Genomic DNA, 18,951 nt, shown 5'->3' with positions numbered 1-18,951 from the left:
TTAGCGTGCTCCTTGCAGATCGACTGCCGGAAGTTTTTGAACTTCCGCCGTTGGTGCGGATGTGACAGACTCGCCCGTCATGCTCTCGATGCGGGCTACGGCGATGTTGTAGTCAGCCAGCTTGCGATAGCTGTCGGTTTCGTAGTTCAAGACGGAGGAGAAGCTGGCAATCAGCGAGAAGAAGTCGACCTTGCCCACCTGGTACTCCGACATCGCCGACTCCAGCGCCAGCGAGGACTGAGGCACGATTCCCTGCGTGTAAAGCGTCAGAAGTCGTTGCGCAGTTTCAGCGGCCAGATATTGGCGGCGCACCTCGGCGCGTACGGAATTTTGCTGGCCCTGCTGCATCTCTTCCGCGCTGTGCAGTGTTGCGGCGGCCTCGGCCACAGCCTCGTGCTGGCGTTGCTTCCAAAAAACCGGCAGACTCACGCTCACGGTTACGCCATTCATGTCGGGCTGGTTGGTGCGCTGCTCAAACATGTAACTCACGCTGATGTCAGGCCGGGATTGGCGCAGGGAGAGTGCGAGGCTGGTCTTGCCGCGTTCGATCATGGCCTGCTGTCGCAGAACGTCGCTGTCTTTGGTGTTGGCCATGGCATACAACGCATCGAGCGAGTAGTGCAGTGGCTGCGCCTGCAATTCTTCCGGCCGTGGCAGTTCCGTCTCAGGCGGTTGTTGCAGGAGCGCATTGAGCGTGGCCTCGGCCTCGGCGCGCTGCTCTTCCAGCATGGCCAGTTTTTCCAGCAGCATGGAAATTTCTAGTTGCGCGCGCAGAACGTCCTGCTGCATGGCTTTGCCCACGCGATATTTTGCTTCGGCAATGGCGGCCAGTTTTTCCAGCAGTTCCTTGTTCTGGCGGGTGGCATCGAGCGCCTTGTCCAGGTAAAAGTACTCGGCGTAGGCCAGTGTGGCGTCGGTTGTGATTTTGCGCCGGGCAGCCTCGCAGTCGGTGTGCGCCAAGGCTACATCGCGCGCGGCCAACTCGCCTTGCAGACGCAGTTTGCCGGGGTAGGGAAGCTGCTCGCTCACGGTAACGCCGCGATAACTCGATGCGTCGCCGGGCATGGTCGCAAGCGGGGTCAGTTTGCCTGCCCAACCAGCAGAGACGGTAGGGTCGGGCAGTGTTTTGGCGGGAGCGATGCGGTGTTCCGCCGCATGGATTGCAGACTCCGAGGCTTTGAGCTCCGGGCTGCGTTCGAGCGCCAGACGCACCACATCTTCCAGCCGCAGAGGCGCGCTGGCCATGGGCTGGCCACTCTGACCGGACGCGGCCAGTGCAATGTTTGCCGCCAGGGCAAAACATAGGCAGATTTTCTTCACGAAAAATTCCCTCGGTTGTTTGCACAGAAGATCAGAGGCCAGGCACACGAATGCCCGACAGTGATTCCGTCACAACGAGGGAACTAGATAAGAAAGGTGCAGAGACGAGAAGGGGTCGGTTGCCTCAGGAACAAGCCGGGAGGAAGCTCGTCCGCGCGTTTGCGCGGCATAGGCAAAGCGGCCAGAACGACGACTGCCGTGGGAGCAAGCGCGGTTGTCTTGCTCTCCGGAGCGCTTGTCTGCGCGGCGGTAAGCATTGCATTCGTCACCGTAACAACACAGCAGGGGGACGGGCTGATCTGCGTCGTATTCCCAGCCGTCATCACATCGCCGTCCATCTGCATCGTGCCGTCGTCCATGCCCGCGCAGCAGCTTTTGCTGCACGCCTGCGGATGAGCCGGGGCCTTGCAGATAACGCTGGCGAAAGCTTCCGGCGCGAGCAGCAGCAGGGCCAGAGTAAGGGCTACGAATTGGAAGATGCGACGCATTCTGCTTCCTCTGATCCTGAAGTAGTTTCTGGACAATGTCAATCGCTGAATTGCAGCAGAAAAAGGAGTGCTGCCCCTCCGGAAGGACGAAGGCTCAAAGGATCAACGACTTCCAGCTTCACTCCACTTGTCGCCGCGAGGGCATGACGGCGAAGGGAATTGCGGGGAGCACGTCAAAGGGGGCGGGTTTGTTTTTGTTGGGAGCTTTTTGATCTGCCGCGACGCTCTTTTCCATGAAGATTTCAGCAATCAAATTCCCCTCCAGCCCTTGCTTGAAGCTGGAATCCGCACTCAGGCGAGCCTGCAAGGTTGTGCCGTTTTGCTTGACCTCGGCGATGCTGATTCCGGGTGGAGGATCGTCCAGCGTCAGGCTGAAATGATTGTTGGCTAGACCCTGCGGGATGGTCAGTTGCAGCGTGGCCGAGCCTCCTTTGGGCAGGACGATCCGGTTGCCAAAGACAGGCCAGATTGGCTTGCGATGCTCCTTGCCAATGCTCCAGAGCAGAGCCTGCTGGGCCGGTACGGATTCATGCCAGGCAAAGGCCTGAATGTTGTCGTCGACAGCTTCCACCTCGCGATGCTCTTCAACGCCGTCGATGTTGGCAACGGCTTCCAGAATCAGCCGTTGCGGCGCGGCAAATGCCTCGGGAGGAGCGGTGAGCGTGACGCGCACGGCGTCCACTCCGGCAGGAATCTCTGCACCGCCCAGAACCAGCCCCGCCGGACCACTCTTGATGCGCAGTTTTACCGTTCCCTGAAAGCCATCGCGGCGCAAGAGCAGCACACGGACAGGCGTGTTGCGGCCGGGGCGCAGGTTGATGGAAGAGGGCGCGATGCGTACCTGAAAATCCGGCTGCGCAGGGCCAACGCGCAGGCGATAGGCGTAGTCGGGGCCGCCGTTCTGCTGGCTGTCAGCAATGCGCAGCAGATAGGTTCCCGGCGCGGTGAAGTGGTACTCCAGGCGTGAATCGGCCTGATGCGTCAGCAGCGGAGCATCCTTCTCGTCGCTATCGTCATTGAAGGCGAGTTGATGGCCTTTGGCATCGAAGAGCGTGAGTGTCGAATCGAGCGGCGAACCCAGACGCCGCGCTTCCACCTCTGCCACCATCTGCTGCCCGGCTTCGGCATGCAGGCGGAAGTAGTGTCCAGTGCCGGGCTTTTCTATGCGTCCGTTGAGCACGACCGGCAGATGGATGTTGTGCGCATGCTGGGCGTCCGTCGCAGGATTTGCTTCTACCGATTCTTTCAGTGTGCTGGCGCTGAAGGCTACGGTGTTGGCCTGCCAGCCGTCTTTTTCCGCAACAAAGCTATGCACACCCGGCGCATACGCATCGGATTTTATTGGACGCAGGGGCAGGTTCCAGCCGCTCAGCGCAATGCGGGTTCGTTTTTCTGCCGGGCCGCCCAGCGGGAAGATTCCGGTTACGTAAGGCAGCTCACCAATGGCTATGCGATAGAGAAAGTCTTCGCGGCCACGGTTCAGAATATCGCGCACCGTCAGCAGATAGTCACCATCGGCAGGAATCTCCGTCTCGATCACTGGCTCCTGACTGAAGCGGAAATGATCTGCCGTGGCAAGTTCTTTGCCGCTGGAGTCGGTGAGGGTGAGCGAGGCCTGAAACCATCCCGGAACAGCGTCGGCCATGTAGGGGATGAGTGTGCGCGTTAAAGCAGCGATCACGATCTTCTGCCCTTTGTGCGCAGCAAAGCGATAGCTCTCGGCCATTCCGGGCATGATCTGGCCATTCACAATCATGGGCAGGGCAATCGTCTGCGGCGGAGGGGATGGGTCAGCGTGGGCCTGCGCGGCCAGTGCCACGCCTCCTCCGGCTGCCACCTTCATTGGCACAAACTGCGGATCGAGTGAGTTCTCCGGCAGATGGCCTACAAGAAAGACGAGGGGTGGGGTGAGTCCCTTGTTGGTAAGCAGTCGCAGTTCGTGATTGCCCAGCGCTGCATGGGAAGAAATGGTGACGTGCAGTGTGACGGCCTGTGCAAACGCGGGCGCGGAACGCAGGCGCGCGTCCCAATCCAGCCGGTAGTGCATCGCGGCGGCCAGCTTGCGGTCTTCCGGCGTCCAGGGGGTGGTTGGGCGCGGTGCTTCGGCGGGTTTTTGCGGGTCGTTGGCGGTGGGCTTGGCAGAAGCCGGAGTCGTTGCATGACTCTGTTCCAAATCTTTCAGCTTTTGGTTCAGTGCGTCCGCTTCGGCAGGATAAAAAGATTTATCAAAATGTATGATGCTGGCCGTGACGCCATCGCCCGTAAAGATGGCGGCCACGGTGCCATCCAGAACATCTCCGCCCACTCGCACATCGAAGGAGGTTCCCACTTGCCCGCCAGCGGGATAGACGAAGGAGGCACGCGCCTCCTTCTGCTGTGCGGCCAGGGCGGCAGAGGCGGCCAGAATTGCTGCAAATACAAGCCACGGACGCATACGCTTCATGCTCCCATGATCTCTTTGAGCATTCCCGCCGAACGCACATTCTCGTCCTTGCTGGCGGTCACAAAGACGCGTTCGCCCATGGGATGCGGCAGGGGAGCATGCAGATCAATGCCCATCTGGGTGTAGATGCTGGCCAGCAGATCGGTGGGATAGACAGGCCGCTCCCGCACCTCTTCGCCGCGCGCGTCAGAGGAGCCGATCACATGGCCCCCGGAAAATCCTCCGCCTGCCAGCAGCGCAGAAAAGACCTGCCCCCAATGGCCGCGTCCGCCGTTCCATGGAGCCTCCCACTGCACCTTGGGCGTGCGTCCAAATTCGCCGCTGACCCAGACGATGGTGGAGTGCAGCAGGCCGCGACTGTCCAGGTCCGTGAGCAGCGCGGCCAGAGCTTTGTCCATCTCCGGCAGGCGGCGGTGCATGGTGGGAAAGTTTCCCTTGTGCGTGTCCCATCCGCCCTGATAGTTGATTGTGATCCAGGGAACGCCCTGCTCCACCAGTCTGCGGGCCGACAAACAGGATTGGCCGAAGGTGTTGCGCCCGTAGCGGTCGCGCATCTCGGCTGTCTCTTGCGTTAGGTCAAAGACCTTGCCTGCATTGCCGAGGATCAGGTCGTAGGCCTGCCGTTCCGTCTCGCGCCAAGGGGCAATGCGCGGATCGTCGCCGAGCGCTTTGTCGAGCGCGTCCAGATTATGCAGCAACTGGCGACGGCTCTGCTGGCGTTGATCGTTGACCCCCTGCAGCACAATGCCTTCCACCGCAAAGCGCTCCCGCGCGGGGTCGCCCCCGGTGGCAAAGGGCCGGTAGCGGAGGCCGAGAAAGCCTTCTTCGGAGAAGCGTCCCTGTGGTTCGGTGAGGACGATGTAGGGCGGGATCAAACTTTTATAGCCAGCGTTTACGCCCTTGAAGTAAGAGGCGACGGCCCCCGCGCTGGGGTAGACGTCTTTGCCGCCCGCGGCGCGTCCGGTCTGCACTTCGTACGACGCGGTTTCATGGCCGTTGACGCCGTGCGTCATGCTGCGGATGAGCGAGTATTTCCCTGCGCACTGGGCCAGGTTCGGCATCAGTTCGCTGATGCGCATTCCCTTGACGCTGGTCTCGATGGGGGCGTTGAGCGGGCCGCAATAATCGCTGCCTGCCTCCGGCTTGGGGTCGAATGTGTCCAGATGCGACGGCCCGCCCCACATCCAGATCTGGATGACGGATTTGGCGCGGGCGTTGCTCTTGGCGGGCGCGGCCAGAGCCGGCAGAACCCACAAATCTCCCAGAGCCATGCCTGCGCCGCCTGCCATGCCCAGGCGCAGCAGTTCGCGGCGCGTCATTGCTTCCATCCAGAACTTGTTTCGCTCGTCGCTCATGCTCTTTGCTCCTCGCGCAGAACCTAATGCTTGTAAACGAACTCGGTACTGTTGATCAGCGCCCAGGCCAGATCCACACTTGCCTGATTGCGATTGACGCCGCTGCTCTTTGCATACCCGGTCGCCGTCTTTAGCTCCGCATCGGTGGGCGTGCGGGAGAGGATCGTCAGATAGAGCGCGTTGACCGTGGCTACAGGGGCAGACAATTTATAGATCGGCTGCAGCGCTGGTCCATGCTCCATCTTGTTTTCAATCTGGCTGGAGTTGAGCATGTGCAGTCGTTGCGCTGTTGAGGGCCGGTTGTTGCGCTCGGTTGCCATGCCGGTGTTGCGCGGCGAGCGGCCAAAGGTCTCCAGAAAAGAGCTGCTGACGCTGCCATCGGGCAGGGCAATGGCGCGTTGATCGACGGGCATGACGGTGTAAGGCTCGGGCACGGCGCTCGAATACTGCTCGGTGGTGCCGGTAATCTGGCATAGCGCGTCGATCAGCACCTCGGCGTCGAGCCGCCGCACCGGATAGCAGACAAAGTGCTTGGTCTGCTGCCTGCTCAGCGGGATGCCGCTTTGCTGATAGACGGCCGAGTTCAAAATCAGCCGGTAAAGGTGCTTCTGATCGTAGCCGGAGTGAACCAGTTCCGCTTCCAGAGAACTGAGCAGCGCTGGATAGAGCGGCGGATTGTCGGGGCGCAGATCGTCCGGCTCTTCGTAGATGCCTTGTCCCCACAGCCAGGCCCAGATGCGGTTGCTGATGTTCCGCGCAAAGTAAGGATTGCGGGGCGCAGTGAGCCAGTCGGCAAAGGCCACTCGCGGGTCCACTTCTGGCTTAAATGGTTCCGGCTTCAATCGTGTGCGGGAGCCATCGGGAAGAAGCGCCGCCTCCGGCAAAGGATTGCTCTGGTCAAAGAAGACAATCTCTTCCTTCCACTCGCCGGTGGGTTTGTAGCCCACACAGGAGAAGAAGACGGCCAGAGCGGCGCGTTTGTCGGCGGGCCATTTCTCGGTGCGCACCCCCATGAAGACGCGGGCCGCGGCCTGCGCCAGTGCATCGGGGGTGCGACTCTGCACGGTGCGGTAGAAGTTGACCGGACCATTGCGGAAGTTGCTGCCGCTGGCCGTCAGCAGCGTGTGCGCGAAGGCGTTGTAGGGCTGATTGGCCGCCAGCGACTGCTGCAGCCAGCGCGAGTACTCCCGCGCCGCCACCGGCCAAAGATCAATGGGGAATTCCGCCTTGATGCAGAGCAGATCGCTCCACTGCATGGCGCGGTAGGTAGCAAACTCATCGCGCTCCAGCAACTGGTCAATCAGCAGCTCGCGCCGGGCGGGGTCCTTGCTGGCCAGAAAGGTTTTGGCCTCGCTCATGGTGGGCAGTGTGCCAATCGCATCCAGAAAAACGCGGCGCAAAAAGACGGCGTCCGGCGCAGGGGGCGCTGGCTGCATCCCGACCCGGGCCAGTTCAGCAAAGACCAACTCGTTGATTGGATTGCGTTGACTCAGCATCATCTGTCGCTGCCCATCCCTGTGGGGCATTCCCGTGCTACCAAGTATGAACGCTCTTTCCGGAGCAAAGTTGCAGGGAAATAGGATTTTTCTGGAGTCGGGGTGCGGAGGGGATTGTTTGTGGCAGGCGGATGGGCGGCTCGTCTCCTGTTTCTGAAATTCTCATCAAACTCTGGATTGTCATCCTGAGCGACCACAGGGAGTCGAAGGATCTGCGGCTGCTTTTTGCCTCTGCTGAAAGGAACTTTGGCTCCAAAGATACATCAATTTGCGCGGAAGATCTTTGAAGAACAACCGCCGATCTTTCGACTCCGTTTGGCCAAAAACGGCCAAACTCCGCTCAAGATGACAGAACAATTAGGATGCGAACTTTAGAGACAGAACCCTAGCCGCAAAAACAAAGACGCGGCGAGGGTGGGGCACCCAAATCCTCTTGTACCTTTGGGCTGGGTCAATCCGCGCACGGAGCTATTTCTTCGTCGCCGTATTTTCCGCGCTGATCAGGTTGGCCAGCAGACGATAGCTGCCCGGTACAAGCTCCGGTAACTGACGATAGAGCGCGTAGGCCACGTAAATGTACGTACCCTTGCCGGGGTGCGCGATTAGCAGGCCGCCGCGCTGCGGATCCTGTCCGGCGTCGGCGGTTTCGGTCAGCGCTGTGTAGCCCGCATCCCATGTGTCCAGGAAGGAATGGCCGCGCTCTTCCACCCAGCCATCAAAGTCGGCCACGGTGATTTTGTTGGGGGTGGTCAGCAGCGGGTTGGCGGGCTCCAGCAGTTGCACCGGCGCGGATTCATCGACGACGCGCTCGGCGTAGCGCTTCATGGTCAGCGGCAGCGGAGCAGGGAAGTTCTCGCTCTGGTACTGCACCACCAGCGTGCCGCCGCGACGCACCCACTCTTCCAGTCGCGACTGGGCCAGCCGCAGGTCGGGCCGGTTGCTGTAGGCGCGAATGCCAACGACGATGGTGTTGTAGGCGGCCAGATCGCCGCTGGTCAGCTCGGTTGTGGTGAGCAGATGCGGTGTGGCTCCCAGCTCTTCCAGCGCCGGGGGAACCAGATCGCCGGTGCCCATCACATAGCCCACGCGCAGCCCCTTGCGCACCTGTACGTCGATCTTGCGGGCGCGCAGCGTGGCGGGTTTGTACTGGTTGTAGGGTTGCAGGCCCTGATAGCCCACCGTGCGCCATCCGCTGCGATAGCTTTTGCCCTCGCTGCTGGCCACGGCGGCAAGCGTGTATGCGCCTGCGCCCGCTGCCTTGGCCCGCACGGTAAAGACGAGCGGCGCGCTGTCACCCGGCTTGGTGAAGTTGAAGTCCACCTGGGCGGGCTCGGCCGTCCAACCCGAGGGCAGTTCAAGCTGAAGGGTGCCGTTGGCCGCGCGTTCGGCATGCACGGTCACCTTCACCTGCAGGGGAGTTCCATCGAGCGGCAGCACGCGAGCCTCTGGCTCCATGCGCAGGCCAAGTGCGGGCGTGACCACCAGCGGCTGATAGACGCCGCCCGGGCCGTTGACGCGCTCCAGCGTTTGCACCACCTGCGGGACGGGAATCAGCGCGCCGTCGAAGCTGAAGACGGCCTGAGCGGTGAGCGGCCACGGGGCAAAGGAGCGCTCGCGCCATGCTTCGTTGGCAATGTCGTAGTAGGGCTGCTCGATGCTGGGCCGCGTAAAGTAGGGCGCGGTGGGTTGGGCGTCGTCGCTGACGCGCACGCGGAAGGTTTTTTCCACGACCTCGGTTGGCACGCTGCTCTGCTGCGCTTTTTGTGCCACTTCAGAGACGGCCCACGGGGAGCCGCTTTGGCTTTCCAACTGGAAGTTGAGCAACTGCGCGGAGGCTTCTGCGTGGGCCGTATGTACGCGGACGAAAAAATCTTCGCCGGGTGTGACGTTGCGCGGCGTTTCGTCGGCGGAACCGCGCTGCGGGCCGTCCTGCGGCGTATCGGATTGGGCGCGGAAGGCAAGCACGTCGAGGCCGAACAGATTTGCAAAGAGCTGATCGAAATTAACGATCTTCTGCTGGAGTTCGAAGACGAGGCTGCGTTGCGCCGGAATCTTGCTGTCTGCCAGAATGCGTTTATGCAGCGCCAATGCCTGCTTGTAGAGCGGCACAAGCTGGTGTGCCAGCTCTACGTTGCTGCGTGTGGCACTTTCGGCACGTGCCTTGGCAATTCCTTCATCGAGTGAGCGCAATTGTTCGGCGAGGTCTTGCGGAGGTTGCGCGCCCGCCAGCCGGATCAGTCCCGCAATGCTGGTGTCGATGCTGACCTTTTCATTGCGGAACAAGCCCTTCTCCAAAACATTGCCCTGCGCAGCAGCCGCAGGCGCGACCGCCCACAGATGATAGTTGCTTTCAAGCGGTCCGCTGAGCGCGGGATTCGCACCGCCGTACTGCGACTTCTGCTCGCCCCATCCCTCGCGGGCGATCTGCGCATAGCTGCGGCCAAGCGTTGGATCGTAGCTGCCGGTGTGGATGCTGGCGTTGGTGGAGGGCTGCGTGTGCGTGACCTCACCGCTGACGTAATTCTTAAACTCTACGGAGGCCAATTTGCCGGTGGCGTAGTCGAAGATCTGTCCGTCTTTGGCGTTGACGAAGGGCGTGCGGGAGTAGACGGCAAGCGGCTGCCAGGGGGTGAGGCCGTTCTTCAACTGCTCGGGAAAAACGTTGGGATCGGCGGCGAGTTTGAAGGCCAGTTGCGCGGCTTCGCCAGAGACCTGATGCTGGCCGTGGCCGTCAGTGAGCGCGCCACTGAAGCTGGCCAGGATGATCTGCGGACGGACCTTGCGCACGGCCAGCACCACGTCGTAGAGCACACGGTCACGGCCCCAGCGCGTGAAGGATTCCTCCACCGTTTTGGAGAAGCCGAAGTCGGCCTCGGTGCCCCAGAGCTGGCTTACGCCGTAGTAGTCGTCGGCACGCAGCAGCTCGCTGGTGCGCAGCAGGCCCAGCGCGTCGTAGGTTTCGGCGTTCATGGCGTTCTGGCCGCCCTCGCCGCGGGTGAGCGTCAGCAGGGTGACGCGCGCGCCCAGGCCACGAGTCAGATAGGTGAGCAGAGCGCCATCCTCATCGTCGGGATGCGCCACCACCATGAGCACGCTGGCCGTGGTGCCCAGTTGCTTGAGCGAACGCTCCAGCCCGGTACGGCCGCGATCTTCCGCGAGGGGCAGAACCGTGGCGCTGGGCTCGGGAAGGACGATGACCTCCGGGCCAGGATCAATAATTCTGTGAGGAGTCTGAGCCTGGAGTCCGCTCCACAGTCCGAGACCAAGAAAAACGCCTGCAACGCTCTTTCGCATACCCACTCCCTGCGAGGCAAAACCTCATCGTCAGTTTACAATCCATGGAGTCGCCTGCCACCTGCGGTGGGGCCAACTGCTTCGCGTGGCTTGGCTAGCAGTGATCTTTGTTTCATTGAAACCCATACCGTTGAAAGGTAATCTTCCCGAGCATGCAGCCTGCGGCAGAAAATACGAATTCTCTTCATCGCCGCATCGGGCTGGGCTCGGCGGTGCTCTTCAACATGCTGGAGATGATCGGCGTGGGGCCGTTCATCACGCTGCCGCTCGTGATTGCGGCCGCTGGCTACCGGCTTTCAGTCTGGGCATGGCTGCTGGGTGCGCTGATTGCCGTGGCCGACGGTCTGGTGTGGGCCGAGCTTGGCGCGGCTTTTCCGCGGGCGGGTGGATCGTACGCTTTTCTGCGCGAAATCTACAACCCCAAGCGTGCTGGCAACTGGCTGGGCTTTCTCTACGTGTGGCAGTTGAGCTTTTCTGCGCCGCTGGCCATCGCCTCGGGTTGCATCGGGTTGTCGAGTTTTCTGGCGTGGTTCTGGCCGGGGCTCGATCATGCGCCGCTGGCTTTTCTGCCCTTTTTGCACTACTCCAACTTCACCGCCGCAACGGCCTGCCTGCTGGTGACGGCGCTGCTCTATCGCAATCTAAGTTCAGTTACGCGGTTGGCGTGGGTGCTGTTTGCGGGTGTGATGGCGGCGCTCACCGGCGTGATCGTCTCCGGCTTTAGTGCGGCGGCAGTGCATGGCGGTTGGCAGATGCCGCATGAGCCTCTGTTGCCCGCGGCTCTGGCCATGGGCGGACTGGCGCAGGCCACGCTGATTGCCACTTACGATTATTGGGGTTATTACAACATCTGCTTTCTGGGCAGCGAGGTACGCCATCCGGAAAAGACGATCCCGCGCTCCATTCTGCTCTCCATTGCCTTTGTCGCCTGCTTTTATGTGCTGATGAATATGGCCGTGCTGCCCAGCCTGCGCGATGCTGCCAGCCATGCGGCTGCCAGTGCCGGAGTGCGCATGCAGTTGGTGGCTGACGTGGCCGGTTCAGCCTTCGGGCAGTGGGCCGGGCGCACCATTGCCGCGCTCATCGTCTGGACGGCTTTTTCGTCGGTTTTTTCGCTGTTGCTGGGCTACTCGCGTGTGCCCTACGCCGCGGCCCGCGATGGTAATTATTTTCGCTTTTTAGCCGCAGTGCATCCCAAGCATGGAATCCCGCATCGTTCGCTGGTGGCGCTGGGTCTGGTGGCTTGCTGCTTCTGCTTTTTGTCGCTGCAACAGGTGATTACGCTGCTGGTGATTACCCGCATTTTGCTGCAGTTCTTCCTGCAACATATCGGGGTGATCTGGCTGCGCATCAAGCGCCCGGAACTCAGGCGTCCCTTCCGCATTCCGCTCTTTCCACTGCCGCCGCTGGTGGCCATCGCTGGCTTTGTCTTCATCCTGATCAATCGTGCCCAGGCGCTTTCCAGCCTGCTGACCGCCGCCGCCATTGCGGTGAGTGGCAGCGCAATTTATCTGCTGCGTGCGAAGAAGCTGGGAGAGTGGCCGTTTGAGAGCAGAGAACAGAGCGCAGGGAAGTGAAAACTGAAAGCGGGAAGTGCGGGGAACGGTAAGCGGAGGGAGCCGGGGCCTTCAGGCTCCGGAATAAGGCAGAGCTACAGGAATGCCTTTAGGCCTGGCCTGCTGCCGCCGCTGCAACCCAAAATTTATACGGAGTAAGCGCCGATGCGGGTTTCCTTGGCGGTCAGGTCGTCGCACTGGCGGTCCAGCACTTCGTATTGCTGATCATGCTCCTTGCGGAAAGCGCGGAAGGCTTCCTCGCTCAACCAGCGGTCGATGGTCAGGTAGCTGCCGGGAATGTAGGCGTCGCGCAACAGTTCGGTGCCCAGGTGCTGGGGCGATGTGCCAAACAGCCTGGCCCATGCGCCGCTGGAGCCATAAGCCGCTTCAAACTGCGCAATCTTCTCTTCCGCAACTTCAAACTGCCAGACAACTACAAACATTGGCCTCAATCCCCTTTGTTTCTTATGGTAACGCAGGGTCGGGCGGCACGGGGCTGTGGGTGCGGAGAAGTGCGTGGAGCGTCTTGCAGACGACCGCAATCGGGAAGAGAAACAGGGCCGCTCTTGGTCGTCCCATATTGTGAATTGTGACGCACATCACGGTATACGGACCTGCGCATCCGGGTGCATACTGATACTGACCGAAGCCGCAGGTGTACTCCCCCTTGAGTCCCTGGCCCCATTTCGGCCAATCAATCTGTGAAAGCAAATGCGCCGGAACCGTTTCTTGTTCCGGCTGAAACCGGTTTGTGGCAAACTCGGTGCGTGCGCTTAAGAAGATCCCAAGCGCTGTATACGGCATCTTCACTATTTGGTGTGAGTCGGTTTAATTTGTGGATCGTAGCGCCGGGCACTGGCATCTGTGAAGGAAAGACCAGACCGGGCAATCATGCACCCTGCACAAAGCCTGAACCGCTGGGCTGACGGAGAAAATCAATGAAAGTTGCTGCGCGCTATCCTGGCATCCGCGTTACCGCGAACGGAAATCAGCTGGTTTCTTATCATACGGAAACGCGAATCGCCGATGCTGGAGTGTTTTATCCCATTACGCCTTCCACCGAAGGTGGTGAGCTGTTTCAGCAGGCTTACGCCGAAGGCCATCTGAATGTCTTTGGCAAGAATACGCTGGCCATTGAAACCGAAGGCGAACATGCGGCGCAGGGCGGTGCCATTGCGCACTCGGTCAGCGGCAAGCGCGTGGTCAACTTCACTTCGGGCCAGGGCGTGGTCTACGGTCTGGAGCAGTACTTTCATGCGCCCGGCAAGGCTTCCACCATGGTTCTGGAAGTGGGTGCTCGCGCCCTCACCAAGCATGCGCTGAATGTGCATTGCGGCCATGATGATATTTACGCCGCGCTTGACTCCGGCTGGATCATGCTCTTCGGCAAAGACGCTCAGCAGGCCGCCGATCAGGCCCTGATTCTGCGCAGCGTCACCGAGAAGGCGCTCACTCCGGGCATCAACATCATGGATGGTTTTTTGACCAGCCACCTGGAGCGCACTTTCTACAAGCATGAGGCGGAACTGATCCGCGAATATCTGGGTGCGCCGGAAGACATCATTGAGACGCCAACGGAAGCGCAGCGCAAGCTCTTTGGCCCCACCCGTCGCCGCGTGCCCAAGATGCTTGATCTGCAGAATCCGCTGCTGCTCGGTCCCGTGCAGAATCAGGAACACTATATGCAGGGCATTGTGGCGCGGCGTAACAACTTTGCCGAACCCATCCTGCAGTTCCTGGAAGAAGCTTATGCGAAGTTTGGCGAACTGACCGGCCGCAACTACGGCTTGATCAGCAAGTACAAGACCGACGATGCCGAAACGGTTTTTGTCGCGCTCGGTTCGGCGGCTGAGAACATCGATGCCGCTGTCGATTATTTGCGCACCACGCGTGGCGCCAAGGTCGGCTCCATCCACGTCAATGTGATTCGTCCCTTCCCCGAGGCGGCCATTGTGGCGGCGCTGAAGGGCAAGAAGCATGTGCTGATTCTTGAGCGCACCGACGAAGCACTTTCCGGCGAGAATCCGCTGAACCGCGACATTCGCACTGCGCTTTCGAAGGCTGTGCAGGGCGTGGAAGGCATCGACAAGCTCACTATCGATCAGGTGCCGCAGATCTACGGCGCAACCTACGGTTTGGGCTCGCGCGACTTCCGTCCCGAGCACATCATCGGCGCCTATGAGTTCGCTGCCGAAGGCCGTGCCCGTCAGGATGGCAAAAAGGCTGCCGACGGTGCGGACTTTATCGTGCTCGGCATTGATCATCCCTACGCGGTGGTGGCCGAAGAAACTCCGTCGCTGCTGCCGGAAGGCGCGGTGGCCGTGCGCTTCCACTCCATCGGTGGATGGGGCGCAATTACCACGGGCAAGAACCTGGGCGCGATTCTCGGCGACCTCAATGATCTGCTCTATGCGCGCGACGGCTTGAAGGACGACCTGGGCCAGCCCAAGGAGATTATTCACGTCAGCGCCAATCCCAAGTACGGCTCGGAGAAGAAGGGCGCGCCCACCAGCTACTTCATGGTGGCGGCCAAGGATCGTATCCGCGTCAACTGCGATCTGCGCCATGTAACCGTGGTGCTCTGTTGCGATCCCAAGGCATTTACGCATTGCAATCCGCTGGACGGCATGGCCGAAGGCGGCGCGTTTGTGTGGGAGTCGGATCAGGTGGGCGAAAAGGCCTGGGAACAGCTGCCCATCTGGGCTCGCAAGCAGATCATCGACAAGAAGATTCGCGTCTTTACCCTGCCCGGTTTCGCCATTGCCAGAAAGGCCACTGACCGTGGCGATTTGCAGCTCCGCATGCAGGGCAACGCCTTCCTGGGTGCGTTCTTCTCCGTGGGTACGCTGCTGCAGGAGTTTGGCATCAGCACCGAGCAGTATCGCGAAGTTGTGCACAAGCAGTATGTGAAGAAGTTCGGCAAGTTCGGCGACGCCGTGGTGCAGTCGAACATGGAAGTGATGCTGCAGGGCTTCGATCAGGTGAAGGAACTGGCTGTGGGCGAACTGGCCGCGGTCGATCATTCTTCCCTGCGTGGTGAAGCACTGCTGCCCATCCTCGAAACCATTCCTTCGGGCGAATCCTGCGCTTCGGGCTGCCGTTCGCATGCTTTGCCCGCAGGTCAGGCCGCGCGCACGCCGCTTGCCACCATCGCCGGCTTTGACGCCGAGTACCGTTCCGGGCAGGGCTACAATCAGGCTTCCACGCCGCTGATGGCCATGGGCATGATTGCCGCCGCCACCGGCGACACGGCTTCAAAGTATGTGGCTCGTCGCGAAACCCCGCTCTACATTGCCGAGAACTGTACCCAGTGCATGGAGTGCATCTCGGTTTGCCCGGATACGGCGCTGCCCAACACGGCGCAGGATCTGAGCACGCTGCTCTCCACCGCCATTCGCAACTATGTGTATGATCCGGCGGATCGCGCGGCACTCAATGCGGCGTTGCCTGAGATTGAAAAGCAGGCTCGTGCGCAGATGCTTGCCGAAATCAAGAACCAGAAGCCGCTGCCGAAGATTCTTGAAGAAGTGGTTGAGGCAACGGCCGGACTCTCGTCCAAGGCCAAGAAGGAATTCCTGGGCATTCTTGCCAAGGTTCCCATGGCCTACGCCAAGGTGACGGCCATCTTTGCCTCGCCGGAGCGCAAGACGCCCGGCGCGGGCGGCATCTTCTCCATCTTCGTCAGCGATCTGTGCAAAGGCTGCGCGGCTTGCGTGACGGCTTGCGGTGATCATCAGGCTCTGAAGATGGTGCCTGAGACGCTGGAGATCAACGCCGAGCACATGAGCAGCTCTGCCTTCCTCGATCTTCTGCCCGACACCGCGCAGAAGTATCTGGGCTTCTACAACAACGAGAATCCAGCCGACTCGAAGACCGCCGCGCTGCGCAACATGCTGATGGTTCGCTCGAACTATGACGCCCTGGTTGCCGGTGACGGTAGCTGCGCGGGCTGCGGCGAAAAGAGCGTATTGCGTTCTGTCTCGGTTACTACCGAGGCTTACATGCGTCCGCTCTATCACGCCAAGAGTGACCGTCTGCTGAAGAAGGCCGGTGAACTGGAGAAGCTGGGCACGGACAAGCTGAACCAGATTCTGGCTGTCGACGCCAACAAGTATGTATTCCTGCGTGACTCGATCATCCACCTCATTTTGGGTCTGGGTGGTGAGAATGAGCACGACACGCTCAAGCGCGTGGCCGACTACGAGAAGAAGAACGGTACCATCACCGATGCGCAGCTGATTGAAGCTGTTGCTGCGGTGCTGCTGACCGAAGCCTTCAACCACAAGGACCTGCAGGCTGTGGATGGCCGCCTTGCCAACGGCATGAGCGTGATGGCCATGACCGCGCACACCGGCTGCAACACGGTCTACGGTTCGTCGTCGCCCAACAATCCGCATCCCTATCCGTGGATGAACTCGCTCTTCCAGGATGGTGTGACGATTGGCTGGTTGCTCGGGGAGAGCTTCATCGTCGATCACGCCCGTCGTTCGGTCATTCCCGAGCGCCTGGCCGATGCGATCCTGAACAGCAAGGGCCTGACCTCGGTTGACTACCAGAACTTCACCCACTTTAGCGATGCCCTGATGACTGATCAGGAGATTGCCGAATTGCCTAAGGTCTGGGCAGTGGGTGGCGATGGTGGCATTGGCGACATCGGTTACCAGAACACCAGCAAGGTGATTCTGCAGAACCGTCCCAACGTCAAGGTGCTCATGCTCGACACGCAGGTCTACTCGAACACTGGCGGTCAGAACTCTGACTCCACGCCGATGCTTGGTGGTGGCGACATGAACGTCTTTGGACCGGCCACGCAGGGCAAGGCAACCGAGAAGAAGACGGTAGCCGAAACCTTCCTGAGTGGTCACGGTTCGCCGTTCGTCGCGCAGGTTTCCATGGCCAACGCGCCCAAGCTCTATCGGGCGATTCTCGATGGTCTGGAGTATCGCGGCACCATGTTCCTGCAGGCTTTCACCACCTGCCAGCCGGAGCATGGCGTGCCTGATGATATGGCGCTGGTGCAGGCGCAGCGCGTGCGCGATTCGCGTGGTGTGCCGGAGTTTGTCTTTGATCCGCGCAAGGGTGAAAGCTACTCTGAGGCAATCGATCTGAAGGGCAATCCGAGCATCGATCTTGACTGGTACGAGACCAAGGACAAGACGACCGGTGCTGTTCGCCGCTACACGGTGGCGCACTGGAGCACGACCGAAGCCCGCTTCCGCAATCACCTGAAGAAGATCAAGCCCGAAGCGGCGGAGAAGCTGGTGTCGCTCGACAACATGCTGGTGCGCATCACGCAGCAGGATGTTGTCTATCGCCACTACCTCAACCCCGAGCATCGCGCCTTCATCCCCGACTATGGTGTTTACATCACGGTGGAAGACGAAGGCAAGACGACCTACTACGCGCTCTCGCGTCAGCTGGTCATGTTCGCGGTCGAGCGTCGCAAGAGCTGGCGTCTGCTGCAGTCCAAGGCAGGCATCGTCAACCGTGAGTATGTGGCGCAGAAGGCGATTCTGGCCGATATGGACGCGGGCAAGCTTACCAAGGACGAACTCTTCGCACGCGGTCACGAGATCCTGCGCGAAAAGCTCGAAGTCAAGGCGTAAACCGTAACACTCCAACAACAGAAAGGCCGGAGCATTTTGCTCCGGCCTTTCTGTTGTTGGAGTGTTTTGCATCGGTCCATTTTCAATGGAAGGAGGAGTGCTTTTTATAAGGGACAGGACGATGATAGGAGAATGTCTTGCCCGAGCCTGGAGGCGACCGGTACACTGACCTCGCTCGATGACACTGTATCCCCATGGAGGTTGAATCTTATGATGAAACGTCTGCTGTTGTGTTCTGCGCTTTTGTCCTTCGCAGTGGCTCTGTGTGCCCAGACTGCGCCCAAGCCGGGAATGCATTCCGGTCCACCGCAGAGCCCCGATGCGAAGGAAGCTGCCACGTTGGCCGGCAAGGCCGTCACGGTTGATTACTGCTCGCCGCGGGTGCGGGGTAGGGAAGGCAAAATCTTTACTGCTGATGGCCTGATCAGTCACGATCCCACCTATCCCGTGTGGCGTGCAGGAGCCAACAAGGCCACGCTGCTGCACACCGAAACCGATCTGCAGATCGGCGGTCAGGATGGCTTCCTGCTGCCCAAGGGCGATTACACGCTCTGGGTGGACGCGAGCAATGCCGACGGCTGGGTGCTGATCGTAAACAAACAGACCGGCCAATGGGGCACAAAATACGATAAAACGCAGGATGTGGGACGCGTGAAGATGCACGTCAGCAAGCCTGCAGCTCCCATTGAAGAGCTTAAATACACCATCAAGGCGCAGGACAAGGGGAAAGGCACGCTGTCGCTGGCCTGGGAAAACGTCTCCGCCTCGGTTCCGCTCGAAGTTCGCTAGAGCATTTTTCGGAATTGCTGTAGACCGAAAGTAGGATGCTAAGTGCCTTTTTCCTCAAGAAAAAGGCACCTTGAAAGCCCCTTAAAAAGTCTACGTGTATTCCGAAAATGCTCTAATTTCTTGGTTCGCGGAGGAATGCGCGCTCTTTATCGCATCCGAAAGGCCCGTCTGTCCGGCATAACGCTTGGGCGGCGGGCTTTTTTCTGCGTGGAGCTCTGCGGCCAGAGGTGTACACAGCAGTAACGAATGCGGAAACGGGCGATTACAACGAATTTTGGCGCATCCGTTAAAATAGAGGCAGTGGATGTTTTTATCCAGGAGGAAACAAAACCGTGCCTCTTTATCCGTATCGTTGCACCAAGTGTGGATACCGATTCGAAAAGATACAGAACTTCAGCGCCGAACCGGAAAAAGAATGCCCCAAGTGTCAGGGCGCACTAGAGCGTCCGTTGACGGTTCCGGCTCTTCAGTTTAAGGGCGCGGGCTGGTATGTGAATGACTACGCGGGTGGATCGTCCTCGGCGGCAACAGCGCCCAAGGCCGAATCGCCTTGCGGCGGCTGCAAAGAGTCCTGCCCGGCTGCGGCGACCAACAACTAATTGCC

General features: G+C 60.2%; 11 protein-coding genes. 4 read left to right on the top strand and 7 right to left on the bottom strand.

Annotated elements, in window-relative coordinates:
* The 6 genes from ACOBR2_RS17290 to ACOBR2_RS17265 all read right to left on the bottom strand — a co-directional run bounded on the left by ACOBR2_RS17290 (position 1) and on the right by ACOBR2_RS17265 (position 10,396).
* Positions 1 to 1,320, bottom strand: coding sequence for a TolC family protein (locus ACOBR2_RS17290; protein WP_420237349.1), 1,320 nt, complete (start codon positions 1,318 to 1,320; stop codon positions 1 to 3).
* 83 nt (positions 1,321 to 1,403) lie between these two features.
* Complete coding sequence (locus ACOBR2_RS17285) at positions 1,404 to 1,808, bottom strand: hypothetical protein (protein ID WP_420237348.1); 405 nt, start codon at positions 1,806 to 1,808, stop codon at positions 1,404 to 1,406.
* Between the two features lie 118 nt (positions 1,809 to 1,926).
* Entirely contained in the window at positions 1,927 to 4,251 is a 2,325-nt protein-coding gene (locus ACOBR2_RS17280) for a hypothetical protein (RefSeq protein WP_420237347.1), read from the bottom strand.
* Positions 4,248 to 5,606: a DUF1501 domain-containing protein gene (locus ACOBR2_RS17275; RefSeq protein WP_420237346.1), complete on the bottom strand. Its 1,359-nt coding sequence runs from the start codon at positions 5,604 to 5,606 to the stop codon at positions 4,248 to 4,250. The genes ACOBR2_RS17280 and ACOBR2_RS17275 overlap by 4 nt, the downstream gene beginning before the upstream one ends.
* A 23-nt stretch (positions 5,607 to 5,629) precedes the next feature.
* Positions 5,630 to 7,105: a DUF1553 domain-containing protein gene (locus tag ACOBR2_RS17270; protein ID WP_420237345.1), complete on the bottom strand. Its 1,476-nt coding sequence runs from the start codon at positions 7,103 to 7,105 to the stop codon at positions 5,630 to 5,632.
* A gap of 465 nt (positions 7,106 to 7,570) precedes the next feature.
* Positions 7,571 to 10,396, bottom strand: coding sequence for a PIG-L family deacetylase (locus ACOBR2_RS17265; protein ID WP_420237344.1), 2,826 nt, complete (start codon positions 10,394 to 10,396; stop codon positions 7,571 to 7,573).
* Positions 10,397 to 10,548: 152 nt separating this feature from the next.
* On the opposite strand from ACOBR2_RS17265, the gene ACOBR2_RS17260 reads away from it, so the two are divergent.
* Positions 10,549 to 11,973: an APC family permease gene (locus tag ACOBR2_RS17260; protein ID WP_420237343.1), complete on the top strand. Its 1,425-nt coding sequence runs from the start codon at positions 10,549 to 10,551 to the stop codon at positions 11,971 to 11,973.
* Positions 11,974 to 12,098: 125 nt separating this feature from the next.
* Here ACOBR2_RS17260 and ACOBR2_RS17255 read toward each other — a convergent pair whose 3' ends face one another.
* Positions 12,099 to 12,395 carry an antibiotic biosynthesis monooxygenase family protein gene (locus ACOBR2_RS17255; protein ID WP_420237342.1) on the bottom strand — a complete coding sequence of 99 codons (297 nt, stop codon included), beginning with the start codon at positions 12,393 to 12,395 and terminating at the stop codon, positions 12,099 to 12,101.
* A gap of 495 nt (positions 12,396 to 12,890) precedes the next feature.
* Between ACOBR2_RS17255 and ACOBR2_RS17250 the strand changes: the two genes are divergently transcribed.
* From ACOBR2_RS17250 to ACOBR2_RS17240, 3 genes are all read left to right on the top strand, one after another.
* Positions 12,891 to 17,558, top strand: coding sequence for a 2-oxoacid:acceptor oxidoreductase family protein (locus tag ACOBR2_RS17250; protein ID WP_420237341.1), 4,668 nt, complete (start codon positions 12,891 to 12,893; stop codon positions 17,556 to 17,558).
* Positions 17,559 to 17,768: 210 nt separating this feature from the next.
* Complete coding sequence (locus tag ACOBR2_RS17245; protein WP_420237340.1) at positions 17,769 to 18,347, top strand: DUF2911 domain-containing protein; 579 nt, start codon at positions 17,769 to 17,771, stop codon at positions 18,345 to 18,347.
* A gap of 332 nt (positions 18,348 to 18,679) precedes the next feature.
* Positions 18,680 to 18,946 carry an FmdB family zinc ribbon protein gene (locus ACOBR2_RS17240; protein WP_420237339.1) on the top strand — a complete coding sequence of 89 codons (267 nt, stop codon included), beginning with the start codon at positions 18,680 to 18,682 and terminating at the stop codon, positions 18,944 to 18,946.
* The last annotated feature ends 5 nt before the right edge of the window (positions 18,947 to 18,951 follow it).

Source organism: Telmatobacter bradus (assembly GCF_048629425.1).
GTDB classification, from domain to species: Bacteria; Acidobacteriota; Terriglobia; order Terriglobales; family Acidobacteriaceae; genus Telmatobacter; species Telmatobacter bradus.
The sequence above is the reverse complement of the archived record's forward strand: the minus strand, read 5'-3'. Positions and strand labels throughout refer to the sequence as shown.

What these genes read in the sequence shown, in the direction of transcription:
- ACOBR2_RS17285 (WP_420237348.1), bottom strand. Translation starts at nt 1,808, where the DNA reads ATGCGTCGCATCTTCCAATTCGTAGCCCTTACTCTGGCCCTGCTGCTG.
- ACOBR2_RS17280 (WP_420237347.1), bottom strand. Translation starts at nt 4,251, where the DNA reads ATGAAGCGTATGCGTCCGTGGCTTGTATTTGCAGCAATTCTGGCCGCC.
- ACOBR2_RS17275 (WP_420237346.1), bottom strand. Translation starts at nt 5,606, where the DNA reads ATGAGCGACGAGCGAAACAAGTTCTGGATGGAAGCAATGACGCGCCGC.
- ACOBR2_RS17270 (WP_420237345.1), bottom strand. Translation starts at nt 7,105, where the DNA reads ATGATGCTGAGTCAACGCAATCCAATCAACGAGTTGGTCTTTGCTGAA.
- ACOBR2_RS17265 (WP_420237344.1), bottom strand. Translation starts at nt 10,396, where the DNA reads ATGCGAAAGAGCGTTGCAGGCGTTTTTCTTGGTCTCGGACTGTGGAGC.
- ACOBR2_RS17260 (WP_420237343.1), top strand. Translation starts at nt 10,549, where the DNA reads ATGCAGCCTGCGGCAGAAAATACGAATTCTCTTCATCGCCGCATCGGG.
- ACOBR2_RS17255 (WP_420237342.1), bottom strand. Translation starts at nt 12,395, where the DNA reads ATGTTTGTAGTTGTCTGGCAGTTTGAAGTTGCGGAAGAGAAGATTGCG.
- ACOBR2_RS17250 (WP_420237341.1), top strand. Translation starts at nt 12,891, where the DNA reads ATGAAAGTTGCTGCGCGCTATCCTGGCATCCGCGTTACCGCGAACGGA.
- ACOBR2_RS17245 (WP_420237340.1), top strand. Translation starts at nt 17,769, where the DNA reads ATGATGAAACGTCTGCTGTTGTGTTCTGCGCTTTTGTCCTTCGCAGTG.